Raw genomic sequence first — 23257 nt, forward strand, 5'->3', positions numbered from 1 at the left:
AGTCCTTCATGATCCTGACCACCCTCCTGTACCGGGCCAGTCATCTCACGGTCGGCGTCCTCGCCGTCGCCCAGCGCCGCGACGGCCACCCCGCGCAGTACCTGTGCCTCGCGGCGGCGCTCGCGCTCAGCCTGCTCGTGTACGGGGCGGCGCTGCGGCGCGGCTGGTTCGAGCCGCGGCTCGTGTGGGCCGACGTGCTCGTCACCGGATGCGCGCTGCCGTACGTCCTGTACGGGTGGGGCGGGGTCCGGGAGACCCCGACGATCGGCTGGGCGATGCTGCTCGGCGGCTCGGCGAGCAGCCTCGCCGCCATCGTCCTCGCACGGCGGCAGGCCCTCACCGCGATCGCGCTGCTCGTCGTCACCCATCTGCTGGGCTACCACCTGGTCGGCGCGAGCCGCGCGGTCCTCGGCGGACACCTCAACTCGCTGCTCTCTTCGGCGGCGATGACCGCGATCATGTGGTGGTACCTGCGCCGCCAGGGGCGGCTGCTCGACGAGGCCAACGCGCGCGCCCTCGCCGCGGAGCGCCAGAAGGCGCGGTACGCCGAACGCCTGGACCACCACCGGGCGCTGCACGACACCGTGCTCGCCACCCTGACCGCGCTCGCCGGCGGCGGCATCGACGGCAACGCGCCCGAGGTCAGGGAGCGCTGCGGCCGCGAGGCCGCCTATCTGCGCCGGCTCATCCAGCAGACCGCCGACGAGGTCCACCACCCGGAGCTGGGCGCCGCCCTGGAGGACGCCGTCCGCTCCGCCGAGAGCCTGCGACTGCGGGTCACCGCCCAGTACCACGAACTGCCCCCGGTGCCGCCCGAGGTGGCCGCGGCGTTCGCCGACGCCGCGCGCGAGGCGCTCAACAACGTACGGCGCCACGCGGGCACCGGCCACGCCTATCTCACCGCGGCCGGCAGCGGCGACCGCGGACTGCTCGTCACCGTGGTCGACCGGGGCCCCGGCTTCGACCCCGAGGACTACGTGCCGGGCTTCGGCCTGCGCGGATCGGTGCACTCCCGGATGGCCGAGGTCGGCGGCCGGGCCGTCGTCGACACGGCGCCCGGCGAGGGCGTACGGGTGGAGCTGAGGTGGCCCGCGTGATCGACGTCGCCGTCGTCGACGACGACCGGATGCTCCTCGACGGCATGCGGTCCTGGCTCGGCCAGGTGCCCGAACTGCGGCTCGTGGCGACCGCCGCGAACGTCGGCGGACTCCTCGACCTGACCGGCGCCGCGCCGCCCGGCATCGTGCTGCTCGACCTGCTCCTGCGGGACGGCTCCGAGCCGGCCGACAACATCCGGCGGCTGCTGCGCGCGGGCAGCCGGGTCCTGGTCATCAGCACCGTGCCCGACCGCACCCGGGTCATCGAGGCGCTGCGAGCGGGCGCGGACGGCTATCTGACGAAGGACAACGACCTGCCGACCCTGGTCGCCGCCATCAAGGACATCGCGGCCGGGCGCGGCGCCCACTCCCCCGAACTCGCCTTCGCCTGCGCGCACGACACCAGCCCGGCCCGGCCCCGGCTCTCGCCGCGCGAACGGGAGATCCTGCTGGACTACGCCTCCGGCATGACCCTCAAGTCCGCCGCCCGCCGGGCCGGCATCACCGTGCACACCGCGAAGGACTACCTCGACCGGGTCAAGGCCAAGTACCAGCAGGCCGGACGCCCCGCCTACACCAAGATCGACCTGGCCTGCCGGGTGCGCGAGGACAGCCTCGACGGGGGCTGACACCGGCCGGCCGGCACGCAAGCCCCCCAAACGGACGGCTGCAGGGGGCAGGGGCCCGCTTCGTATCGTCGTCCACGGCGACCGCGCGGCGGCACCCCCAGCCTCCCCGCGCGGCGCCACCATCCTCCACACCGCCGGCCCGGCTCCTCCTCTTCCCGCACCGCTGGAGAGGCAGAAGACCCAGCCGTACGCCTGTACCACCCCGGTCCGCGTGCCCCCTCCCGTCGGGGGGCGGGAGGAACTCGTGGGCCGGGGTTCCGAGTCGGGGCACATCGCCGCTCTCCTCGCGACCGCCCGCGCGGGGCGCGGCGGAGCGCTCGTCGTCACCGGCGAGCCGGGCAGCGGCAGGACCGGCTCGCCGCCGAGGCGCTCGCCCCGGCCACGACGGCGGGCATGGTGACGGCCGGGGGACCGCCGTCGCGATCGGACCCGGGCCGCTCGCCCGGCACCCGCTCTTCGGGTCAGGAGCCGCAGGTGTCCAGCATCTTCCCGAGCATGCTCTTCTCGGCGGCGGTCACCGACAGGCCGTAGGTGGCCTTCACGGAGGTCCAGGCCCTGCCGTACCCGCACCAGTCGGACTTCAGCGGCGGCTGCCACTCGTCGGGCCCCTGGTCGCCCTTGGACCGGTTGGACACCGCAGAGACGGAGAGGAGCTGGGGGTGGGTGAGGTCGTTGGCGAACGCCTTGCGCTTCTCCTGGGTCCAGCCGCTCGCGCCGGAGCGCCAGGCGTTGGCGAGCGGCACGGTGTGGTCGATGTCCAGGCCGGACGCCTTGGTGAAGGTCTTGCCGTCGTAGGCACTGACCCAGGTGCCGGAGACGGCGCGGCACTCGGCGTCGCGCTTGACGTCCTTGCCGTCGCGTTCGAGCACGGTCTCGCGGGTGTTGCAGCTGTCGCCCTGCTCGGCCCAGTGCGGGAACCTGTCACGGCTGTAACCGGTCATGGAGCCCTGCGGGGCCACCTTCAGGCCGGCGAGCAGGGTGCGGGCCCGCGCGGCGGTCGGCATCCCGGGGAGCTTTCCGTCGCCGGCCGAGGCACCGCCGCCGGGAGCTCCGGTGGGTTCGCCGCCGGGGGTCGCGCCACCGGGGCGGACGGGGCCCGCCGTGCCCGGTCCGCTGCCCTTGGCGTCCCGCCCCGACGAGCCGTCGCCCTGCCCCGCGCATCCGGTGGCGGCGAGCAGCGCCGCCGCGACCAATGCCGTTATGTACCTGCTCTTCTGACGCCGCATGAGCCGAATCGTTCCCTCCGCTTACCGCCGCTACGCGCGGCAGCGTACCTGTTCGACGACAGGGGAAGGCGGTGAAGACCAGGGATGCTCTACAGTCTCGTAGAAGAGACGGCGGCGCGCGCTCAGTCGGCGTCGGCAACAGGGCCGGGAGGGCTGACGTGTTCGGTTTGAGCGAGATGGCGATTCTGCTGATCATCGCCATCGTGGTGCTCGGCGCGAGGAAGCTGCCGGATCTCGCCCGCAGCGCGGGCAAGTCGGCGCGCATCCTCAAGAGCGAGGCCCGGGCGATGAAGGACGACGCGGCGGACGCGGAGCCCCGGGCCACCTATCAGGTCAGGCCGACGCCTCCCGGGCAGGGCCCAGGGCGAAGGTCCTGACCGGGCCCGGGATCAGGCCGGCCAGGGCCGGGGCGAAGCCCCGGACGAGCAGCCCGAGCGACACCGCGACCGCGGCACCGACGGCGAGTCCGGCGGCGATGTCGTGCGGGTAGTGGGCGCCCACCCACACGCGTGAGGCGGCCATCACGAGCGCGCAGACGCTCGCGACCAGGCCGAGCCGGGCCGAGACGAACCAGAGGGCGACCGCCGCGGCGGCGGCGATGGTCGCGTGGTTGCTCGGGAACGACCAGTCGCCGGCCGCCGGGCACGCCTCCAGGGTGACCACGTGCAGCGACTGACAGGGCCGCAGTTCACGTACGCGCAGCTTCAGCGCGGCGCTCACCAGGAAGGCCAGGGCCGTGAGCACGGGCGCGGCCAGCGCCCGCACCGCCCGGTCCCGGTCGCCCATGCCGCGCGCCCGCCACCAGCCGTACCCCATGAGCGCGGCGAAGACGGCGAGCCCGTAGGCGGAGTAGGCGCTGACGGCGTGGTCGAACCAGCCGGGTGCGGCCTGGGCCGCGTGGACGACGTCGAGGTACACCGGCCCGTCGATGCCGGCCCCGTCGAAGGACCTGCCGTCGAGGGAGGTCCCGGACGCGGGAGCCGCCAGGGGCGCGAGGGCCGGGAGCGCGAGGTCCCGGAGCGGCATGGGGATCGCGGGGGTCGCGGGGGTGGCGAGGAGCACCGGTCAGACTCCCCCTTCGACGCGGCGGGTGCGGCGGGCCCGGCGCACTTCCAGGGCGACGGGAATCAGCGAGACGACGACGACCAGGGCGATGACGGGCAGCAGATAGCGGTCGATGCTCGGCACGGACGCACCGAGCCCGTATCCGGCGAGGGTCACGCCGACGGTCCACAGCAGCCCGCCGAGCACCTGCCAGAGCGCGAAGGTGCGGGCGGGGACGTCGAGGACGCCGGCGAGCGGGTTGAGCACCGTGCGCACGATCGGCAGGAAGCGGGCGAGGACGATCGCCTTCGCGTGGCCGTACCGCTCCAGGATCTCGCCGGCTCTGGCCGCGCCCTCGGCGATCTTGCGGGATCGGGACCGGGCCAGCAGGGCCGGTCCCGCGCGGCGGCCGAGGAGATAGCCGGTCTGGGCCCCGGCGAGCGCGCCCGCGACGGCGGCGAGCAGCACCCACGGCAGCGAGAGGTGGCCGGGCGCGGTGGCGGAGCCCGCGCAGAGCAGCCCCGCGGTGAAGAGGAGCGAGTCGCCCGGCAGGAAGAAGCCGATGAGCAGGCCGGTCTCGGCGAACAGGACGAACGCGATGCCGAGCGTGCCGAAGGTGGCCAGCAGGGAGTGCGCGTCCAGCGGATTCACCGCGAGCGCGGTGAGCGGTGGTGCTGCGGCGAGGAGCGGCAGGGGCATCGGCTCGGCCCTTCGTTCTGATCGATCCGGTCGTTCCGGTTCTGGCGGTACGGCGGCCGGGCATGCCCGGGCGGGCGGGGGTGACGACCACGTATCCTCTGTCTACAGAACAGTAGTCGGTCTACTTCACTGTAGACGAAAACCCGGAGACGAAGGTTCCATGGCGGAGACGGAGAACGAGCGACGCCCCTCGGGCGAGCTGGAGGCCAGTGTGCTCGCGGCCCTCTGGTCGGCCGGCGGCCCGCAGACGGCCGCCCAGGTCAGGTCCGCGATACCGCAGCCGCTCGCCCGCACCACGGTGGCGACGCTCCTCGCCAGGCTCTACGAGAAGGGCGCGATCGACCGGAGTCCGGCCGGGCGCGGCTTCGTCTATCACCCGATCGAGGACTCCCATGGGCTGACCGCCCGCCGGATGCACCGCGAGCTGGAGCAGGACGGCGACCGCGGCATGGTCCTGGCGCGCTTCGTCGAGGGGCTGAGCCCCGCGGACGAGGCCGAGCTGCGGCGCCTCCTGGAGGGCGGCGGATCGTGACCGTACCGGCGCTGCCGGCCCTGGCGCCGCTCCCCCTGCTGCTGTTCCCGCTGCTCCTGCCGTGGGGGCTGCCGCCGCTCGCCCGGCGGGTGGCCGAGCGGGTGCGGCCCGACATCGCGCTGTGGACCGTCACCGGTGCGGCCGCCGCCCTCGCCCTTGGCGTCGTCGCCTGTCTGGGCGCCCTGCTGCTGCCGCTCGCCCTCGCCGTACCGCCGCTGGCACGGCTCGCCGAGCTCGTGCGGCCGCTGGACACCGGGCCGCGCTTCCTGGTCCTCGGCCTCTCCGTGCTCGCCGCCGGGGCGCTCGCCGTCGCCTCCGCCGTCGCGGTCCGCCGGGCGGTCCCGGAGGCGCGGCGGATGCGGGCCGCGCACGAGGACGTGGCCGGGCTGCCGCACGCCGGTGGTCTGTGCGTCGTCGACGACCCGCGCGCCGACGCGTACGCGCTGCCCGGGACCCGGCGCCGGCCGGACCGGATCGTCGTCACCTCCGGGATGCTGCGCGCCCTGAGCGCGCCCGAGCGCGAGGCGCTGCTCGCCCATGAGCGCGCCCATCTCGCCGGACGTCACCATCTCTTCCTGGCCGCGGCCCGGTTCGCCGGCTGGTGCCACCCCGCGCTCGGTGGCGCGCTGCCGCAGGTGTCGTACGCGGCGGAGCGCGCCGCGGACGAGGCGGCGGCCCGGCGCTCCGGGGACCGCGGGCTGACCGCGCGGGCCGTCGGCCGGGCGGCGCTCGCCGCCACCCCGGGGCGGTCGGACCGGCCCGAGTTCGCGGCCCGGGCGGTCGGCGGGCCCGTCCCCGCGCGGGTCAGGGCACTGCTCGGCCGGGCACCGACCCGGCGCGTCGCGCCCGCTCTGCTCGCCATGGCGCTGCTGTGCGGCACCGCCGCCGGATCCGCGGCCGCGGGCCTCACCCTGCTGCACCGGGACGTCGAAGTCGCCCAGGGCGACGGGGCGGAGCTCTGACGCGCCGGCGGCGACGCGGCCTCCCGGGGCGATGTCCGGATCTGCAACTCGTATGACATTGCCGCCATCACGGGGTGGTTCGTAGCGTGGAGGGGCGCGGTCGACCGGGGTCCGGAACCGGACCAGTGGCCGCGTTCCCTTCCCGAACCACCCTGAGAAAGGGCGTCATGTCCTCCACCACCCTGCGCACGCTCAGCGGCTTCGACCAGACCCCGGCCTCGCTGGCCGACGCGACGCTGATCCTGATCGACTACCAGAACACCTACACCCGTGGCGTGATGGAGCTGACCGGCTGGGAGGCCGCGCTGGACGCCGCCGCCGACCTGCTGGCCCGGGCCCGGGCGGCCGGTGCCACCGTCATCCACGTCATCAACGACGGCGGCGAGGGCACCCCGTACGACATCCGCGCCGAGATCGGGCAGATCCACCCCCGGGTGGCTCCGGCCGAGGGCGAGCGGGTCGTGGTCAAGACGGCGCCGGACGCCTTCGTGGGCACCGACCTGGGCGAGCACCTGGACGCCGCCGGGCACAAGGACGTCGTCGTCGCCGGCTTCATGACCCACATGTGCGTGGCCTTCACGACGGCCGGCGCCTTCCTGCGCGGCAACCGCCCGACCGTCGTCGCCGACGCCTGCGCGACCCGGCCACTGGCGACGGCGGGCGCCGAGGTGTCGGCGCGGCAGCTGCACGACGGCGCGCTCGCGACCGTCGACGACCTGTACGGGATCGTCGTGCCGACCGCGGCCGCGCTGAGCTGAACCCGGGCCGGGCCGAACCGGGGTCCGGCCCGGCGGCGCGCGGCTCAGAGGGTACGGAAGACCGAGACGACCTTGCCGAGGATCACGGCGTCGTCGCCGGGTATCGGCGCGTAGCGCGGGTTGGCCGGCATCAGCCAGACGTGCGGGCCCTCGTGCGCGAGGCGCTTCACGGTGGCCTCGCCGTCCAGCATGGCGGCGACGATGTCGCCGTCGTCGGCGGTGTCCTGGGCGCGGACGACCACGACGTCGCCGTCCTCGATGTGCGCGTCCCGCATCGAGTCGCCCACGACGGTCACGGCGAACAGCCGGCCCGCGCCGACGACCTGGGCGGGCAGCACCAGGGTGTCCTCCACCAGTTCCTCGGCGGTGATGGGCACGCCGGCCGCGATCCGGCCGACCAGGGGCACGGTCACGGCCTGCCGCTCGGCCAGGCTGCCGTCAGGGCCGGCGGCGGACCCGGCGTCGGCGACCACATAGGCGCGCGGACGCTGCGGGTCCTGGCGCAGGAAGCCCTTCTTCTCCAGGGCCCGGATCTGGTGGGACACGCTGGACGTGCTGAGCAGACCGGCGGCGGACGCGATCTCCCGCATCGACGGCGGGAAGCCGTGGTCCTGGGTGTGGGAGCGGATGATGTCGAGGATCTGCTGCTGCCGCTGGGTCAACCCGTCGTCGTTGGTCCGGGTGCCCGGCGGCCGGCCGGCACGGTTCCTGCCCATGGTCGGCCTCCGTTCTTCGCTCTTCCGCTTGCGCCGATACTGCACACTAACCCGCCGCACCGACATCGCAGCAGGTCGGGTCCACTGGTCGGACCGTCGACGGACCGTTTCCGCTGCCCGTCGGCGTCACTCGAAGCGGCTCGGGTCACCCGCTCCGCGCCGTACGATCTCGGCCTCGCCGCTGGAGAAGTCGACGACGGTGGTGGGTTCCGTGCCGCAGTCGCCGGAGTCGACCACCGCGTCGAGGACGTGGTCGAGGCGCTCCTTGATCTCCCAGCCCTGGGTCATCGGCTCGTCCTCGTCCGGGAGCAGCAGGGTGCTGGAGACCAGGGGTTCGCCGAGGGCGGCGAGCAGCGAGAGCGTGACGGCGTGGTCGGGGATGCGGACGCCGACGGTCTTCTTCTTGGGGTGCTGGAGGCGGCGCGGGACCTCCTTGGTGGCGGGCAGGATGAAGGTGTAGCTGCCCGGGGTCGCGGCCTTCACGGCGCGGAAGACGTCGTTGTCGAAGCGCACGAACTGGCCGAGTTGGGCGAAGTTCTCACAGACCAGGGTGAAGTGGTGGCGGTCGTCGAGGCGCCGGATGGTGCGGATCCGGTCCAGCCCCTCGTGGTTGTCGATGCGGCAGCCGAGCGCGAAGCAGGAGTCGGTGGGGTAGGCGATCAGGGCGTCGGCCCGGAGGCTGTCGACCACGGTGCCGATGGTGCGGGGCTGCGGCGAGATCGGGTGCACGTCGAAGTACTTGGCCATTTCCCGACCCTACGGGATGCGGCATCGGGCGTGCCGAGGCAACCCGCGGGCGGGCACCACCGTCCTCCCGGGGCGAGGGGGGAACCGGGGGCCGGTGATGCCCGGGAGACCGGGTGACGGGGGGTCCCAGGAGTTTCCCCACGAGAACCGATCGTGAGGAAGACCGCTTTGATACGTGTCACACGCGGAGTGACCACCGCAGTGGCGTTACTGGCCATGACGGCGGCGGCGCCGGGCATCGCGTCCGCGCAGCCGGCGCCGCACACGCCGTCGGCGACACCGCCGACGGCGTCGCCGGACGGCGGGCTCGGCCTGCCGGGGGGCTGGCGGCTCACCGGCACCGGTGCGGGCCGGCAGCTGGTCTGGACGGCCCCGGAGCCCGTGCCCATGGGCGATGCCCGGGTCGAGTTCCGGGACGGCGACCGGCTGCTGGGACATCCGGTGGCCCAACCCGATGGAAAAACGTTTCGGTTGACGCTCGGCGAGACCTCCGTCGACCAGGGGGCGCGGCTGAGCGTGACCGCCGCCGGCCGCCGCCTCGACGCGCCCGCGGCCGGGTCCGGCGACGCCCGGGCACCCCGGCTCGCCCCCGCCCGCCCGCTCACCCCGTCCGCGGGGCAGGAGCCGCCGCTGCCGGCGAACCCGGTGGACCCCGGCGTGCCCGGTCACTACCGCACCGTGCGCGGCGAGTACGACCTGCGGTCCGTGAAGCTGCCCGGCTTCCCCGCGCCCGTCGAGATGCGCGCCACCGTCGTCGGCCCGGCGAACGCGCCGGGGAAGCGCCCGGTGGCGCTCTTCCTGCACGGCCGGCACGGCACCTGCTACACGCCGGGCCACGACGAGGTGACCGGCCAGTGGCCCTGCCCGGCCGGGACCAAGCCGATACCGAGCCACCAGGGCTATCTGACGGCCCAGAAGCTGCTCGCCTCGCAGGGCTACGTGACCCTGTCGATCTCCGCCAACGGCATCAACGGACAGGACTACCTGGCCGAGGACGGCGGCGCCCAGGCCCGCTCGTCGCTGGTCCGGCTGCACCTCGCCCGCTGGGCCGACTGGGCCGCGCACCCGGAGACGGCCCCGGCCGCCGTGCGGGGCACCGCGCCCGCCGACCTCTCCAAGGTGCTGCTCGTCGGCCACTCGCGAGGCGGCGAGGGCGTCAACCGGGCCGCGCTCGACAGCCTCTACCCGCCGCCCGCCGACCAGGACGGCTACCGGGGGCCCGTGCGGTGGAAGATCCGCGGCAACGTCCTGATCGGGCCCACGATCTTCGGCCAGAACCCGGTCCCGGACGTGCCGTCCATGACGATCCTGCCGGGCTGCGACGGCGATGTGTCGGACCTCCAGGGCCAGATCTACGTCGACGGCACCAGGGGCGTCAGCAAGGGCGCCGCCCTGCACAGCGCGGTCTACGTGGTCGGCGCCAACCACAACTTCTTCAACAGCGAATGGACGCCGGGGCAGGCCCAGGCGCCCGCCGACGACGACTTCGGGTCCGAGCCGGGCGCGACCGACCCGGTCTGCTCCCCCGGCACCGCGACCCGGCTCACCGCCGCGAAGCAGCAGACCGCCGGCGCCACCTACATCGCTGCCGCGGCCCGGGTGTTCGTCGACGGCGACGACAAGGTCCGTCCGCTGCTCGACGGCACCGGGCGCCGGGCACCCTCGGCCGGCCCGGCGCGGGTGCTCAGCCACGCGGTCGGCGGGCGGCGCACGCCCGCCTTCCTGCCGGGCTCCTCGGTCACCGTGTCGGGCGCCGGCCGGCTGTGCGCGCAGATCGACCCCGACCCGGCGCGGGCCTGCCTGAAGCCCGACGAGGGCGGCCAGTCGCCGCACTTCGCGTTCTGGGAGACCGGGCGCGAGCCGGGGCGGGACGCCATCGCCCTGCGCTGGAGCCGCCCGGGCACCCCGGTGACCGTGCGCTCCGCGCGCCCGGTCGCGCTCGACGGCGCCGAGTCCCTCGCGCTGCGGCTCTTCGTGCCGCCGAACACCAGCGGCACCGAGTTCGACGTGGCCGTGACCGACGCCTCGGGCCACCGCGCGGCGCTCGGCCGGGTCCGTGTCGACGGACTGCCGGGCAGCGACCGGAACACCGCGCTCTGGGCCCGCGAGGTCCGCGTCCCGCTGTCCCCCGCCACCCGGGCCCGCCTGGACCTCAAGAAGATCAGCACGCTCGAACTCACCCCGCGCGCCGGGTCGGGCCGGGCCTGGCTCATGGACGCCTGGGGCTGGCGCCCCGGTCTGCCGGCGGTCGCCGCGGCGGAGCTGCCGCGCGTCGACATCGGCCGGCTGACGGTCAAGGAGGGCGACTCGGGCGTGCGCACGTACCGCGTCCCGGTGCGGGTCTCCGGCAAGGGCAGCGGCCAGGTCCGGCTGTTCGTACCCAAGCCCGGCACCGACGAGATCGCCTCGCGCCTGGTCACGGTCCGCCCGGGCCGCCAGGACATCGACGTCGAGGTCGAGGTGCGCGGCAACACGCGCTTCGGGAACGACGTGTCGCAGGACGCCTTCGTCAAGGCGGTGCGCGGCGCGGTGGTCGGCGCCCACCACGGCGGTGTGACCGCGAAGAACGACGACCCCATGCCCAAGGTCCGGATCACGCCGGTCGCGGCCGACGTGACCGAGGGCGGCAGGCTGGCCTGGCGCGTGACGCTGTCCGCGGCGGCCGACGCCGACGTGGTGGGCGGGATCACGTTCCTGCCGGTGACCGGCGGCGCGGAGCTGAACTCGGCGGACCTCGACCCGGGCTGGCTGGAGGAGAACTTCGGCCACGTGCCGGACCCGGCGGTGCCGCTGTCCACGCTGATGGGGCCGGACTCGTCGCTGGGCTTCTCCGTCCCCGCCGGCCGGACCGCCACCGACGTGACCCTGCCCACGGCCAAGGACACGGTCCGGGAGCCGAACGAGTCGCTGCGGGCCCGGCTGTTCACGTACGACGGGAAGTGGGAGCCCGTCCAGGGCCCGGAGTTCACCGGGACGGTACGGGACGCCTCCTGAGACGGGCTGAATCGACCGAACCGAGTTGACCCGGCGGCCGCCGGTCCCTTCCGGGGGACCGGCGGCCGTCCGGCGTCCGGCGCCGAGGGGTCAGGCGTCGGCGTGGGCGCGGAGCACGGGAAGCCGCGCGTGTGCCTTCGCGGTGCCGGGGTGGAAGACCAGGATCATCAGCCGCGAGCCCGGGGCGGCCATCGGCTGCGCGGCGCACATGGTGACGTGTCCGGGCCCGTAGCGGGCGTGGCGCAGCGGGCGTTCGTCGCCGTCCGGATGGACCTGCGCCCCGCCGGCCACCCACAGCGGCCGCAGCGCCGGGTCCTCGACCGCCCGTCGGGCGATGCGCAGCAGCGTCTCGTCGTCGGGGCGCAGCGCGAGCGCGGCCCGCAGCTGGGGCAGGACCAGCGGCGCCCAGACGGTCCGCCAGCTCATCAGGGTGACGCGGCCGTCGGGGTCGAGCAGCATCCAGTCCATCATGTTGTCCGGGGTCCGGCCGCCCGGAAACGCCTCGGCCAGGGGCTCGTTGTAGGCGAGCAGGTTCCAGGAGGCGTCGGTGACGTACGCCATGTGCGAGATCCCGTCGACGGCCTCCTGCCACGCGCCGTGCACCTCGAGCCCGGAGACCGTGCTGAGCGGGCCGGGCGGGTCGCCGATGCCGGCGTACCGGCAGAGGCTGTCCCACTCCTGCTCGTTCAGCCCGAAGAGCCGGGCGATCTGCCGCAGGTAGCCGATCGGCGGGTTGGGGTAACGGCCGGTCTCCAGCCGGCTGTACGTGTGCAGCGCCCGCCCGGTCAGCTCGTCGACCTGCTGCTGGGACAGGCCGTGGGCACGGCGGCCCTGGCCGGTCGGGCGGGCGAGGCCGTGTTCCTCCGGGCAGATCAGCGCCCGTCGCCCGGTGAGCAGCGCCTTCAGCGCTGGTTTGTTCAAGGCCATCGTCGTGTCGTCCTACGTGGTGCTGCCGGTGCCGCCGGGGGGAATTAGTGGCGCCGGTATTCCTCATAAAAACTGCGCGTAGATATCGCCCGGCCGACGGGACAAGCTGGGTGGTGTGGACGTCTGACCTGCCGGGAAGCGGGGCGGGACGGCCACACTGCAACACGGCAGGGCGATTTGCGAGCCGGACGGCCAGATCCGTCACGTCGGCTCGTTGGGGCAGCCCTGTTCGTCCTCGCCGAAGCTCCGGCGGGGCGGCCGGCCGGCGCGTCGACGCCGTACCGGCTCTGCCCACGCCGGGGGTTCGGGGGGCCATCCGCTGCGGTCGGTGCCGACAATCGCCACGATGTCGCGTCCTCGACACCGACCGTACGAGCGGCCGACGGCGTACGCCCGTGGCGCCGGCCGGCCGGTTCGTGGGCCCCGGGCAGATCCCTCCACCCCTGCCCGGGGCCTCCCTCCGTCCCTGCGCGAAGATCCGAGTCGGTGGGGTAGCGTGCCCGGAGCCCGCTGACCCGCACGCCATCGACCGCATCCTGGAGCCGCGCATGACCCGACGTTCGGCCGACGAGCGCCGCGAGGAGCTGATCGAGGCGGCGATCCGGGTCATGATCCGCGACGGTGTGGCCAGGGCGACCACCCGCGCGGTCGTCGGCGAGGCCGGGCTGCCGCTCGGCGCGTTCCACTACTGCTTCCGCTCCAAGGAGGAGCTGCTGCAGAGCGTCATCGAGCGGATCATGGTGCGCGCCTCGACCCCCGCCGTCGCGGCGGCCACCGAGGGCGCCTCCGCCGAGGAGACGATCCGGGCGGCCCTGCACACGTACTGGGAGGGCATCCGGCGCAGTCCGGACGAGCACCTCCTCACGTACGAGCTCACCCAGTACGCGCTGCGCCAGCCGGGCCTCGCCGAACTCGCGCGCAGGCAGTACGCGCACTACGCGGAGGTCACCGTCGCCTCCCTGGAGACGATGGCCCGGCTGGCCGGCATCGAGTGGACCGTCCCGCTGCCCGTCCTCGCCCGGCACGGCCTCGGAGTCCTGGACGGCCTCACCCTCACCTGGCTGATCGACCGCGACGACGCCCTCGCGCTCGCCGCCCTCGACGAGTACGCCGCGTACCTCGTCACCGTCGCCCGGCCCCGCCGCACCGGAACGACCGCCGCCGGGGCGTGAACGCGCCGGGGCCCGGGCGACGGCCGAGGGGTTCCTCGGCGTCGTCCGGGCCGGCTGTCACGGCTCATGCCGTGCGTGGGTGCGTCAGAGGACGTTGACCGCGGTCCAGGCGGCGGCCACGGTGGCGTACTCGGGGCTGGTGGCGCCGTACAGGTCCTTCGCCGCGTTCAGGGTCGCCGTGCGGGCGCCCTTGTAGTCCGTGGTGGAGGTCATGTAGACGGTCAGCGCCCGGTACCAGATGGCGGACGCCTTCTGGTTGCCGATGCCGGTGACGGTGGAGCCGTTGTACGTCGGGCTGTTGTAGGAGACGCCGTTGATGGTCTTGGCGCCGCTGCCCTCGCTGGCGAGGTAGAACCAGTGGTTGCCGACGCCCGAGGAGTTGTGCACGTCGAGCCGGCCCACGGACTTCGACCAGTAGTCGGCGGAGCGCCCGTCCAGGGACGGCTTGTCGAAGCGACGCAGCCACGGCGGGGTGGACTGGTCGCTGAAGAGGTAGTCCGGGGTGTCGATCGGGTTGTTGGCGTACCACTCGACCATGGTGCCGAGGATGTCGCTGGTGGCCTCGTTCAGGCCGCCGGACTCACCGCTGTAGCGCAGGTTGGCGGTGGCCGAGGTGACGCCGTGGGTCATCTCGTGGCCCATGGTGTCGAGGTCGACCTGCTCGGGGTCGGTGGTGCCGTTGCCGTCGCCGGTCATCATGCAGAAGCAGGAGTCCGACCACTGGGCGTTGTCCCAGTTGGTGCCGACGTGGACGAAGACGGTGGCGCCGCGGCCGTCGTTCTTGATGCCGTTACGGCCGAACGTCGCCTTGTAGTAGTCGTACGTCATCGCGGTGTTGGCGTGCGCGTCGACGGCGGCGGTGGCGCGGTCGGTGGAGAACTTCCGGCCGTCGCCCCAGATGTTGTCGGCGTCGGTGAACAGGGTGCCGGAGGAGCTGTTCAGGGACGAGGCCGAGACGTTGTGCGCGTCCTTGGTGATGTGGCCGCGCAGCGGGTCGATGAGGGCGAAGGTGCCGTTGGCCTGCAGGGTGGTGTCGATGCTGATGTCACCGGTGTACTCGGAGTGGCCGGTGCCGGTCGCCTCGTGCTCGACGTCGTAGTTCTCGATCGCGGCGCCGGTGGTGGCGTCGGTGACGAAGACCTCGCCGTGCGGCTGGCCCTTGTCGCCCAGGCCCTGGACCGTGGTGCGCCAGGCGAGGCGCGGGGTGCCGTCGGCGGCCCACACGATCAGCTCGGGGGTGGACTGGGCGTTGCTGACCAGGCCCTGCGCGCGCTTCAGGGCGCCGGCCGCGGTGCCCTTGGCGCCGACGGTGGGGCTGACGGACGTGAGCGCCACCTTGTGGGCCTTGGCGTTGCTGGAGCCCTTGAGCGAGCCGTCGGCCTTCTGGTGGACGACGAAGTCGCCACCGACGACCGGGAGGCCGCGGTAGGTCCGCTCGAAGCGGACGTGCTGGGTGCCGTCGGCGTCGATGATGACGTCCTTGACGTGGAGCGCCTGGCCGGCGCCGAAGCCGAAGGTGTCGGCGTGCCGGGCCACGTTCGCCTCGGCCCGGGATATGGCCGTGTCGCGCGCCGAGCGCGCGGAGGTCGCCTGCTGCGTCTCGGGGGACTGCGAGTACGCCGGTGCGGTCATCGCACCCGCGGTGATGACGCCGGCGGCGACCATCGTGGAAAGGGCAAGAAGGGGACGGGCCATGACGGGTGGTTCCTTCGCTCGTCGTGGGGGTGACGACGTCCTTGGACGTTGACGCGAAGTGTTCACCAGGTGACATGTTCCTGACGTGATCCCAGGTGGGATATAACCGCGGAGCTATAGGGGTGCGGGGAGCGCCCCCGGGGCGAAGCGCGCCCGGGCTGCGGACCCGGCCGGTCACGTCTCCCGCGGGGAGCGCCGCCGGGGCGAAGCGCGCCCGGACCGCGGACCCGGCCGGTCACGTGTCCGCGCCGAGCGCGAACTCCTCCCCGCCGTCCTGCCACCAGGCCAGGTACTGCGGCCGCTCCCGCACCAGCGACAGATACGCGGCGAGCACCCGCTCGGCCGCCGCGTCGGCGAGCTCGGGCGGAACCGACTCCGTGTTCCAGGCCAGCAACAGCCGCCGGTGGAACGGGACGTCCACCAGCGGCCGCAGCACGGTGCCCTGCGTGGGGACCTCGGCCGTCGGCCAGACACCGCACACGGCACGGCGGCTGGCCACCAGGATCTGCGCCACGGACAGGTCCGGCGTCACATGGGCGATGCGCGGAGTGAACCCCGCCGCCTGACAGGTGAGATGGAGGTACGCGTGCACACCGCTCTCGTCGGCCTCCGGCATGGCCCACTCCTCGCCCGCCAGCTCATGGAGGCCGACCTTCTCCTGGCGGGCCAGCGGATGGTCCTCGGCGAGCAGGACGAAGACCGGCTCGCGCAGCAGGGTGCGCGTCGCGACCGAATCGCCGACGGGCAGCGGAAAGCCCGGGAACTCACCGAACGCCGCTATGTCGCATTTCGCCTGGCTCAGCGCCTTGACGAGGGTGTGCACCGAGCGGCGGGAGTCGATGGTGAGCCGGCGTTCCGGGTCGAGTTCGAAGAGGGCGGAGATCAGCAACGACACCAGGGGACCGGCCGTTCCGCCCGCCCGCAGCGGCGCGGCGGCCTCCCGGTCCGCCTCGGCGGCCGACCGCGCGTGCTGGCGCAGCCGGTCGAAGCCGACCACGAGGTCGCGTGCGCAGCGCAGCACGTACTGCCCGTTCTCGTTCGGCTTCACCCCCTCGGCGCTCCGGACGAAGAGCGGACCGCCCAACTCCTGCTCGATCCGCTTCAGCTGGGCGCTCGTGGCCGGCTGGGAGAGCTGCAGCCGTGCGGCGGCCTTGCGGATGCTGCCGGCCTCGGCGACGGTGAGCAGGACCCGGAGGTGCCGGAACTCGAGGTGCATGTACGTCCCCCGCTCAGGGCGGAGGGTCCCCTGCACCCCCCGTGACCAGCAGAAACCAGCTGCCCGGGGGCATGGTGACCAAGCGTCTGACGGAGCCGTGGGGGCGGCAACCACGGGACGGCAAAATCTGCGTACGGCCGGGGTCGGCCCCGCCGCGGGCCGTGGCGGACCGGGCTGGCCGAAACCCTTCTGCCGGACCCCTGCCCGGCAGGCGGTTCGTCCCCTCCTGCACCCTTGCGCAGGGCGGTCGAAACCCTCTATAAGGGTCCGTGCAGGCATCGGTTGGGATGGCCGGAATGGCATCCATGCCGCCGACCAGGGGGACCCTCCACTTCCCGCCGGAAGCACCACGCGCACGCACCCCGACGGAGAACGTGAGGCCATGACCGACAACGACGCCTTTCGCGATGCCATGACCCGCCTGGCCACTGACCCCGGGTTCGCTGCGGAACTCGACGGCGACACCGCCGAGGTGGCCCGAAGACTCGGCCTGACGCCCGAGCAGCTCGACGAGCTGCGCCGGCTCCGGGTGGACTCGGGTACGAGCGAGGGGCCGACGACCCTCGCCGCACGACTGTCCAAGTCGTCCCTTTTCTTCGGCAACGCGGCGCACGCCCTGGCCCACCACGACATGCCGTTCGACGCGCCCTCGCATGACGCCGTGACGCATGACGCCGTGACGCATGATGTGGTGCCGGCCGCCGAGACGGCCGAGCTCGACGTGGCCCCCACCGAGGCCGCCGGTCTCCTCGGCGACTCGCTCGGCGACGCGTCCTTCGACGACGGCGGGTCCCTGCTGGGCGACCTCGGCGGCCCGGGAGACCTGGGCGGCTCGGGCGATTTCGGTGATTTCGGTGACTCCGGCGGCTTCGGTGACTTCGGCTCCTTCGGTGACGGCGGCGGCGACGGCTTCGGCGGTCACGGGTCCGGCGACCTGGGGAGCGGCGGGCCGGGTGGCTTCGGCGAGGACGGCGGATTCGGCGGAGGGTTCGGCGCCGACGGCTTCGGCGGAATCGGTGGCCACGGCGACGGCTTCGGCGGCGGCCCCGGCGGGGAGGGCGGCCATGCCGGCGACTTCGGCCACGGCGGCATCTCCGAGCGGGGCGAGGACGGCGGAGGCGAAGGCGGCGGAGGGGAAGGCGGCGGAGGCGAAGGCGGCGGAGACGGGAGCAGCAGCGAGAACGGACGCCGGCCCAGCGGCGGAGGCGAAGGCGGCGGAGGCGGTGAGGGTGGCGGCGACGGCGGGGGCGGCGGCGAAGGCAGCAGCAGCGAGAACGGACGCCGACCCGGCGGCGGCTCCGGCGGTGGCGAAGGCGGCGGCGGTGAGGGCGACGGCGGGGGCGGCGGCAGCAGCGAGAACGGGCGCCGGCCCAGCGGCGGCGGCTCCGGTGGCGGTGACGGCGGCGGCGAGGGCGGCGGAGGCGAGGGAAGCAGCAGCGAGAACGGGCGCCGGCCCAGCGGCGGAGGCGACCCCGGCGGTGGCGAAGGCGGCGGTGGCGAAGGCGGCGGCGGAGAAGGCGGCGGCGGAGAAGTAAGCAGCGGCGAGAACGGGCGTCGGCCCAGCGGCGGAGGCGGGATCATCCGCCCCGGCCTCGACCGGCTCGGCGACAGCCACCTGCGCACCACCGGGCCCGGCCACGACGCGCTCGGCGGCTCCGCCGGCGGTTCCTTCGTCACCGGTTCCTGAGGCGTCGGGCCCATCGGAATGCTCTGCCATGCCTGTCGCGTGCACGTCCGGCGCGACTTCCCGTACTGCCTGCGCTGCGGCACCCTGCGCCGCGGCGCGGCACCGACGTCGTTCGCCGCGCCCCGGCTGCGCGGCCTCGACGACCCCGGCCTGCTCGTCTCGCTGACCGGCGAGGTCACCACGCTGGGCCGCGGCGCGGACAACGACGTCGTCCTGGCGGACGGCAGCGTGTCGCGCCGCCATGCCCGCGTCGTCCGTGACGCGTCGGGCTTCCGGGTCGAGGACCTGGACTCCTTCAACGGCACGGCCGTCGCCGGCGGGGCGCCCCTGCACGGCGGTTCGGCTCGCCTGGACGACGGCGCCGAACTGTGCGTCGGCGACGTGCGAATGGTGTTCGAGCAGCCGCGTGACGCGCGGATCGGCTCCCGGACCGTCATGGTCGGCACCCGGCTCACCGAGCTGCCCGCCGGCACCGTCGCCGAGCCGGAGGCGCCGGAGGCGCACGGCCCGCTCACCGCGCGGCCGCGCCGCCGCGGCGGATGGGCGCTCAAGCAGGTGCCGACGAGCGGCCGCGCGGAGCCGCACTGGGTGCTGAGCAACACGCGGACCGGCGGGTACCTCCGGCTCGACGAGCGCGAGGTGTTCCTGTGGAACGCGCTCGACGGCGACGCCACCGTGCGGGACCTGCTCTTCGCGTACGCGGACCGCTTCGGCGAGCTGGCGCTGCCGCGGATCGAGGCCGCGCTCGCGGCGTTCGCGGGCGCCGGCCTCCTCCACGGCCTGCCCGGGCAGCCGGAGAAGCAGGACGTCACCGGAGTGCGGCGGCTGTGGCGGGCGGTGTACCGGGCCCTGCTCAGGCTGGAGGTGTCCGTGCCGGGCCTCGACGGCGCGGTGACGCGGCTGTACTCCGGCGGCGGCTGGCGGTTCTTCACCCGTACCGGAGTGGCGCTGGTCTGGCTGTCGCTGCTCGGCGGACTGGTGGTGTTCTTCACGGTGGCGCAGGACCGGCAGCACCTCCTCGACTTCGGCGGGTCCGGGGTCTGGGGCCCGGTGGCGCTCGCCGTCGGCTACGTCTCCGCGCTCGTGGTGCACGAACTCGCGCACGCCCTGGCGGTGAAGTCGTACGGCCGCAAGGTGAGGCGGGGCGGCTTCATGCTCATGATGGGGATGCCGTTCGCCTTCGTGGACACGAGCGACATGTGGTTCGGCACCCGCTGGTCGCGGGTCGTGGTGGCGCTGTCCGGGCCGGTGTCGACGGCCGCGCTGGCGGGCTGGTGCGCCGTGGGTGCGGCGTACCTGCCGGTGGGGCCGGTGTCGGCCGTGCTGTTCCACCTGGCCTTCGGTCTGTATCTGAATACGCTGTACAACTTCAATCCGCTGATGCCGCTGGACGGTTACCAGGCGCTGACGGATGCGCTGCGGGTGCCGCGGCTGCGCGAGGAGGCGAGCGCGTACTTCCGAAAGGGGCTCTGGCGGGACCTGCGGGCGGGCCGCCGGCCGGGGGCGCGGCAGACCGGCATGGCCGCGTACGGCCTGGCGGTGGTCGTCGGGACGTACGGCTTCCTGGTCCTCGCCCTGCTGGCCTGGCGGTCCCGGCTCGGTGACTGGCTGGAGGGGCGGGTGCCCGCGCCGTGGGACACGGTGCTCGTGGCCGTGGTCGTGGCTCTCGTGGCCTTCCCGGTCTGGGCGGCGCCGGTGCGGTGGCTGGGACGGGTGGTGAAGCGGCGTCGGGCGGCGGCGGCCGGGGGCCGGGCGCGCCCGGCGGACGGGACGGACGGGGCGGCTGTGAGCCGGGGGCGCCCGGCCGAGGGGTCGGGCGGGGCGGCCGTGGACCGGGCGCGCCCGGCGGACGGAACGGGCGGGGCGGCCGGGGACGGCACGGCGCTTGAGGGGACGGCATGAGCGACGCACACAGGACGGATGCCGGTTGGGAGGTCCCCGGCTACGAGGCCGTGCGGACGCTCGGCCGGGGCGCGGGCGGGCGGGTCGTCCTGGCACGCCACGAGGCGACCGGAGCCCCCGTGGCCGTCAAGTACCTGAGCGAACGGCTGCACCGCGACCGGGACTTCCTGGCCCGGTTCCGCGCCGAGGCGCGGCTGCTCGGCGAGTTGCGGCACCCGTGCGTGGTGCGGCTGTACGAGTACGTGGAGGCCCGGCGGGGCGCGGCGATCGTCATGGAGGCGGTCGACGGGGTCACCCTGCGCGAACTGCTGCGCGAGCACGGGGCCACCGGCCCGGAGGCGGCGCTCGTGCTGCTCAAGGGTTCGCTGCTCGGGCTGGGCGCGGCCCACGCGGCCGGGGTGGTGCACCGCGACTACAAGCCGGAGAACGTGCTGGTCCGCGCCGACGGTTCGAGCGCCCTCGCCGACTTCGGCATCGCCGTGCGCGCGGGCCGCGAGGCGGAGGCCGCGGGCACGCCCGCGTACATGGCGCCCGAGCAGTGGGACGGCGAGCCGGCGGGCCCGGCGGCCGACGTGTACGCGGCGACGGCCGTGTTCTACGAGTGCCTCACCGGCCGGCAGCCGTTCGTCGCCGACGACCTGATCGCGCTGCGGCTCCAGCACCTGCGGGCGCCCGTCGAGGTGGCCGACGTGCCCGAGCCGGTGCGCGACCTGGTGCGGACGGGTCTCGCGAAGGAACCGGCGGACCGGCCCGGCATCGACGCCTTCCTCGCCGGACTCGAACGCGCCGCCACGGACGGCTACGGCGCCGACTGGGAGGAGCGCGGACGCCGCGGGCTCGGGCGGCTCGCCGCCCTGCTCGCGCTGTTGTTCCCGTTCGCGACGACCGGAGCGGTGTACGAGGCGACGCCGGCGCTGACGGTCCTGGGCCGCCTCAAGGGCGTCCTCGGAAGGACGCTGGTCGGGGCGGCCGTGCTTGCCGTGGTCGCGGGCGGTGCGGCGGCGGTGGCGACGGCCGGAGCGGCCGACGACACGACGACGACCGTGGCGAGCTCCGTCCCTTCCGGTACCCCCGCGTCCGGCGCCCCGGCCCCGTCCTCGTCGTCCCTCCCGCCCTCGGACTCTCCGACGCCGAGCGGATCACCGTCCGGCAGCGCCTCGACCGGACCGACGCCGAGCGACACGACGACGGCACCGTCCGCCGACGGCACACCCACCACGACCGCACCCGGGGGACCGGGCACCGCGGCCGCCACCCCGGACCCGACGGCGACGACGCCGGCGACGCCGGGCACGGTCACGATCGTCATCGGCCCCCTGCGCCGTGGGGCGGGCAGCACGCTGATCGCCGACGTGACCGTCGACACCACCGGCACCGGCCCCCTGACGCTCACCGCCGACTACTACGTGGACTCGCCCGCGGAGTCGTACGGTTCGCAGTCCCGCCAACTGTCGGGCAGCACCCAGTACTCGGTGACCTTCGTGGGCGACTTCTCGAACCACCCGTGCCGGGGCACCTGGACCGTCGCCGTCAGCAGCAGCCCGCAGTCCCCCGACGGAACGCGCACGGCGTCCGCCGACGCACCGCCGTGCTGAGCCACCACCGAGGAGAACCGGGCAGGATGAGGACACCGCTGACGCCGCCGACACCCCCGGCACCCGCCACGGTCGCCGGGCGTGCCCTGTCGGACTGGTCGCGGAACGGCCGGTTCGGCACCTGGTACGCCCTCGCGCCCGCCGAGAACCGCGACGCGGACGAACCGCCGCTCGGCGTCCTGCGGATCCATCGCGCCCTGCTCGCGCCGAGCGGTGCGCGCGAGCGGCTCACGGGCGCGGTGCGCTCCGTGGCGAAACTGCGGCTGCCGGGCGTACCGGCCACCGTCGACCTGCTCCAGGAGGCGGGGGACGTGTGGCTGGTCGTCGCGCGCCCGCCGGCCCGTACGGTCGCGGACCTGCTCGCCGCCGGCGCACCCGGGCTCGACGAGGGCAGCGCGGCGAGCGTGCTCAACGAGACCGCGCAGACGCTGCTCGCCCTCCACGCGGCCGGCCTCGCCCACGGTTCGCTCACCGCCGACCACGTGGTCCTCGGCCCGGACGGCACCGCGCTGCTCACCGAGACGTCGCTGGCCACCGCGCTGGCCCAGGACGAGAACGCCGCGTCCACGGCCTCCCTCCGGGACGCCGACATCACGGCGTGGGCGGCTCTCGCCCGTACCCTCGGCACCGCCTGGTCGGCGCCCGGCACCCCGGCGGCCGCGCTCTTCGCCCGCTGCTCCGCCACGGCCGAGTCCGACGGCCTCGCCGCCGCCCGTACGACGCTCACCTCGGGGCGCGCGGCGCTGCCCCGGGACTTCCTGCACAGGACGGCGCTGCGGACGGCGGCGGCCGCCGCCCTGGCGGAACTGACCACGCCGACGCCCCCGGCGGCTGAGCCGGTGGCGGAGGCGACGGCGGAGGCGGGGTCGACGGCGGAGGCGGTGGCGGGGTCGACGGCGGTGGCTTCGGGGACGGCGTCGGAGGCCGCGTCCGCCGCTGCCGGCATCGCCCATGACCAGCCTCCGGAGCAGCAGGACACCGTCCTCGGCAAGCGCCACCGGGACGTCCCCGCCACTCCTCTCACTCCCGACGGTGGCGGGGACGAGGACGACGGTGAGATCGTGCTGCGCTTCGGCCCGGGCGTCCCGCGCTCCGAGGAGGAGGCCCTGCGCGCTCTGTGGGCCACCGCCCCGGCACCGGCGCCCGCGCCCGTACGCCGACGCCGGCGGGCCGGCCGGCTCGCCGCCACCGCGGCGGTGGCGGCGGTGGCGGTCGTGCTGTGGCTGCTGCCGCGTCCGACGGGAGGCCCGGCCGTGACGGCGGTCCGGGTCACGGCCCCGTCGCGGCAGCTGCCGTGCGGCGGGACGGCCGACGTGACCGGTGTGGTGTCCACGGACGGCCACGCGGGCCCGTTCTCGTACCGCTGGCTGCGCAGCGACGGTCAGCGGTCCGACATCCTGACCCGTACGGCCCGGGGCGGCGAGCACGAGGTCACGGTGCACCTCCGCTGGACCGTCCGCGGTCCGGGCCGCTTCCACGGCGCCGCACGCCTGGAGGTCCTGCGCCCGCACGCCACCCCGCTCGAAGCCGAGGCCGCGTTCACGTACGCGTGTGCCGGCTGACGGCCGTCGAGAGGGCGCGTCGGGTGGCGGGAAGGGACGTCGGGTGGCGGGTGGCGGTTTCGGTCGGGGGACCGGGGCCCGGCCGGTGATCGCCGCC

20 protein-coding genes are annotated in these 23257 nt (G+C 74.7%); 12 read left to right on the plus strand and 8 right to left on the minus strand.

Annotated features, from left to right (window positions below):
- Positions 1–8 precede the first annotated feature (8 nt).
- Positions 9–1097 carry an ATP-binding protein gene (locus tag ACWEJX_RS17430; protein WP_451608298.1) on the plus strand — a complete coding sequence of 363 codons (1089 nt, stop codon included), beginning with the start codon at positions 9–11 and terminating at the stop codon, positions 1095–1097.
- The gene (locus ACWEJX_RS17435; protein WP_451608299.1) at positions 1094–1726 is read left to right on the plus strand and encodes a response regulator; all 633 of its coding nucleotides are present in this window, start codon (positions 1094–1096) and stop codon (positions 1724–1726) included. Before ACWEJX_RS17430 ends, ACWEJX_RS17435 begins: the two co-directional genes overlap by 4 nt.
- Before the next feature lie 461 nt (positions 1727–2187).
- On the opposite strand, the gene ACWEJX_RS17440 is transcribed toward ACWEJX_RS17435, so the two are convergent.
- Positions 2188–2952, minus strand: coding sequence for an HNH endonuclease family protein (locus ACWEJX_RS17440; protein WP_451608300.1), 765 nt, complete (start codon positions 2950–2952; stop codon positions 2188–2190).
- A gap of 158 nt (positions 2953–3110) precedes the next feature.
- Here ACWEJX_RS17440 and ACWEJX_RS17445 point away from each other — a divergent pair, with 158 nt between their 5' ends.
- Complete coding sequence (locus ACWEJX_RS17445) at positions 3111–3329, plus strand: twin-arginine translocase TatA/TatE family subunit (protein WP_451608301.1); 219 nt, start codon at positions 3111–3113, stop codon at positions 3327–3329.
- Here the strand turns inward: ACWEJX_RS17445 and ACWEJX_RS17450 are convergent.
- The gene (locus tag ACWEJX_RS17450) at positions 3286–4014 is read right to left on the minus strand and encodes a phosphatase PAP2 family protein (RefSeq protein ID WP_451608302.1); all 729 of its coding nucleotides are present in this window, start codon (positions 4012–4014) and stop codon (positions 3286–3288) included. The genes ACWEJX_RS17445 and ACWEJX_RS17450 overlap by 44 nt on opposite strands.
- A gap of 3 nt (positions 4015–4017) precedes the next feature.
- Positions 4018–4695 (minus strand): DedA family protein, encoded by a 678-nt coding sequence (locus tag ACWEJX_RS17455; protein WP_451608303.1) that lies wholly within the window; start codon positions 4693–4695, stop codon positions 4018–4020.
- 160 nt (positions 4696–4855) lie between these two features.
- Here ACWEJX_RS17455 and ACWEJX_RS17460 point away from each other — a divergent pair, with 160 nt between their 5' ends.
- From ACWEJX_RS17460 to ACWEJX_RS17470, 3 genes are all read left to right on the plus strand, one after another.
- Entirely contained in the window at positions 4856–5227 is a 372-nt protein-coding gene (locus ACWEJX_RS17460; protein WP_451608304.1) for a BlaI/MecI/CopY family transcriptional regulator, read from the plus strand.
- On the plus strand, positions 5224–6189 hold the full coding sequence (locus ACWEJX_RS17465) for a M48 family metalloprotease (RefSeq protein WP_451608305.1): 966 nt from the start codon (positions 5224–5226) through the stop codon (positions 6187–6189). The genes ACWEJX_RS17460 and ACWEJX_RS17465 overlap by 4 nt, the downstream gene beginning before the upstream one ends.
- 167 nt (positions 6190–6356) lie before the next feature.
- On the plus strand, positions 6357–6947 hold the full coding sequence (locus ACWEJX_RS17470; RefSeq protein ID WP_451608306.1) for an isochorismatase family protein: 591 nt from the start codon (positions 6357–6359) through the stop codon (positions 6945–6947).
- A gap of 44 nt (positions 6948–6991) precedes the next feature.
- Here ACWEJX_RS17470 and lexA read toward each other — a convergent pair whose 3' ends face one another.
- Together lexA and ACWEJX_RS17480 are read right to left on the minus strand one after the other, a co-directional pair.
- A complete protein-coding gene (gene lexA / locus ACWEJX_RS17475; RefSeq protein ID WP_403790303.1) occupies positions 6992–7663 on the minus strand; it encodes a transcriptional repressor LexA in 672 nt (223 codons plus the stop codon).
- Positions 7664–7789: 126 nt separating this feature from the next.
- Positions 7790–8410: an L-threonylcarbamoyladenylate synthase gene (locus ACWEJX_RS17480; protein ID WP_451608307.1), complete on the minus strand. Its 621-nt coding sequence runs from the start codon at positions 8408–8410 to the stop codon at positions 7790–7792.
- 168 nt (positions 8411–8578) lie between these two features.
- Here ACWEJX_RS17480 and ACWEJX_RS17485 point away from each other — a divergent pair, with 168 nt between their 5' ends.
- Entirely contained in the window at positions 8579–11404 is a 2826-nt protein-coding gene (locus ACWEJX_RS17485; protein WP_451608308.1) for a hypothetical protein, read from the plus strand.
- Positions 11405–11494: 90 nt separating this feature from the next.
- Here the strand turns inward: ACWEJX_RS17485 and ACWEJX_RS17490 are convergent, their stop codons facing one another.
- Positions 11495–12325, minus strand: a complete 831-nt coding sequence (locus ACWEJX_RS17490; protein ID WP_451608309.1) for an MmyB family transcriptional regulator — start codon at positions 12323–12325, stop codon at positions 11495–11497.
- A gap of 554 nt (positions 12326–12879) precedes the next feature.
- Between ACWEJX_RS17490 and ACWEJX_RS17495 the strand changes: the two genes are divergently transcribed.
- The gene (locus ACWEJX_RS17495; RefSeq protein ID WP_451608310.1) at positions 12880–13503 is read left to right on the plus strand and encodes a TetR/AcrR family transcriptional regulator; all 624 of its coding nucleotides are present in this window, start codon (positions 12880–12882) and stop codon (positions 13501–13503) included.
- 84 nt (positions 13504–13587) lie between these two features.
- Here ACWEJX_RS17495 and ACWEJX_RS17500 read toward each other — a convergent pair whose 3' ends face one another.
- Complete coding sequence (locus tag ACWEJX_RS17500; protein WP_451608311.1) at positions 13588–15198, minus strand: M4 family metallopeptidase; 1611 nt, start codon at positions 15196–15198, stop codon at positions 13588–13590.
- Positions 15199–15433: 235 nt separating this feature from the next.
- Positions 15434–16414, minus strand: a complete 981-nt coding sequence (locus tag ACWEJX_RS17505; protein ID WP_451608312.1) for a LysR family transcriptional regulator — start codon at positions 16412–16414, stop codon at positions 15434–15436.
- Positions 16415–16796: 382 nt separating this feature from the next.
- Here ACWEJX_RS17505 and ACWEJX_RS17510 point away from each other — a divergent pair, with 382 nt between their 5' ends.
- The 4 genes from ACWEJX_RS17510 to ACWEJX_RS17525 are packed head-to-tail and all read left to right on the plus strand — an operon-like array spanning position 16797 to position 23160.
- Positions 16797–18101: a hypothetical protein gene (locus ACWEJX_RS17510; protein ID WP_451608313.1), complete on the plus strand. Its 1305-nt coding sequence runs from the start codon at positions 16797–16799 to the stop codon at positions 18099–18101.
- Between the two features lie 39 nt (positions 18102–18140).
- Positions 18141–20003 carry an FHA domain-containing protein gene (locus tag ACWEJX_RS17515; protein ID WP_451608314.1) on the plus strand — a complete coding sequence of 621 codons (1863 nt, stop codon included), beginning with the start codon at positions 18141–18143 and terminating at the stop codon, positions 20001–20003.
- Positions 20000–21598, plus strand: coding sequence for a serine/threonine-protein kinase (locus ACWEJX_RS17520; protein ID WP_451608315.1), 1599 nt, complete (start codon positions 20000–20002; stop codon positions 21596–21598). Before ACWEJX_RS17515 ends, ACWEJX_RS17520 begins: the two co-directional genes overlap by 4 nt.
- Positions 21599–21624: 26 nt before the next feature.
- Positions 21625–23160 carry a hypothetical protein gene (locus tag ACWEJX_RS17525; protein ID WP_451608316.1) on the plus strand — a complete coding sequence of 512 codons (1536 nt, stop codon included), beginning with the start codon at positions 21625–21627 and terminating at the stop codon, positions 23158–23160.
- The last annotated feature ends 97 nt before the right edge of the window (positions 23161–23257 follow it).

Source organism: Streptomyces sp. NPDC004788, from assembly GCF_053601115.1.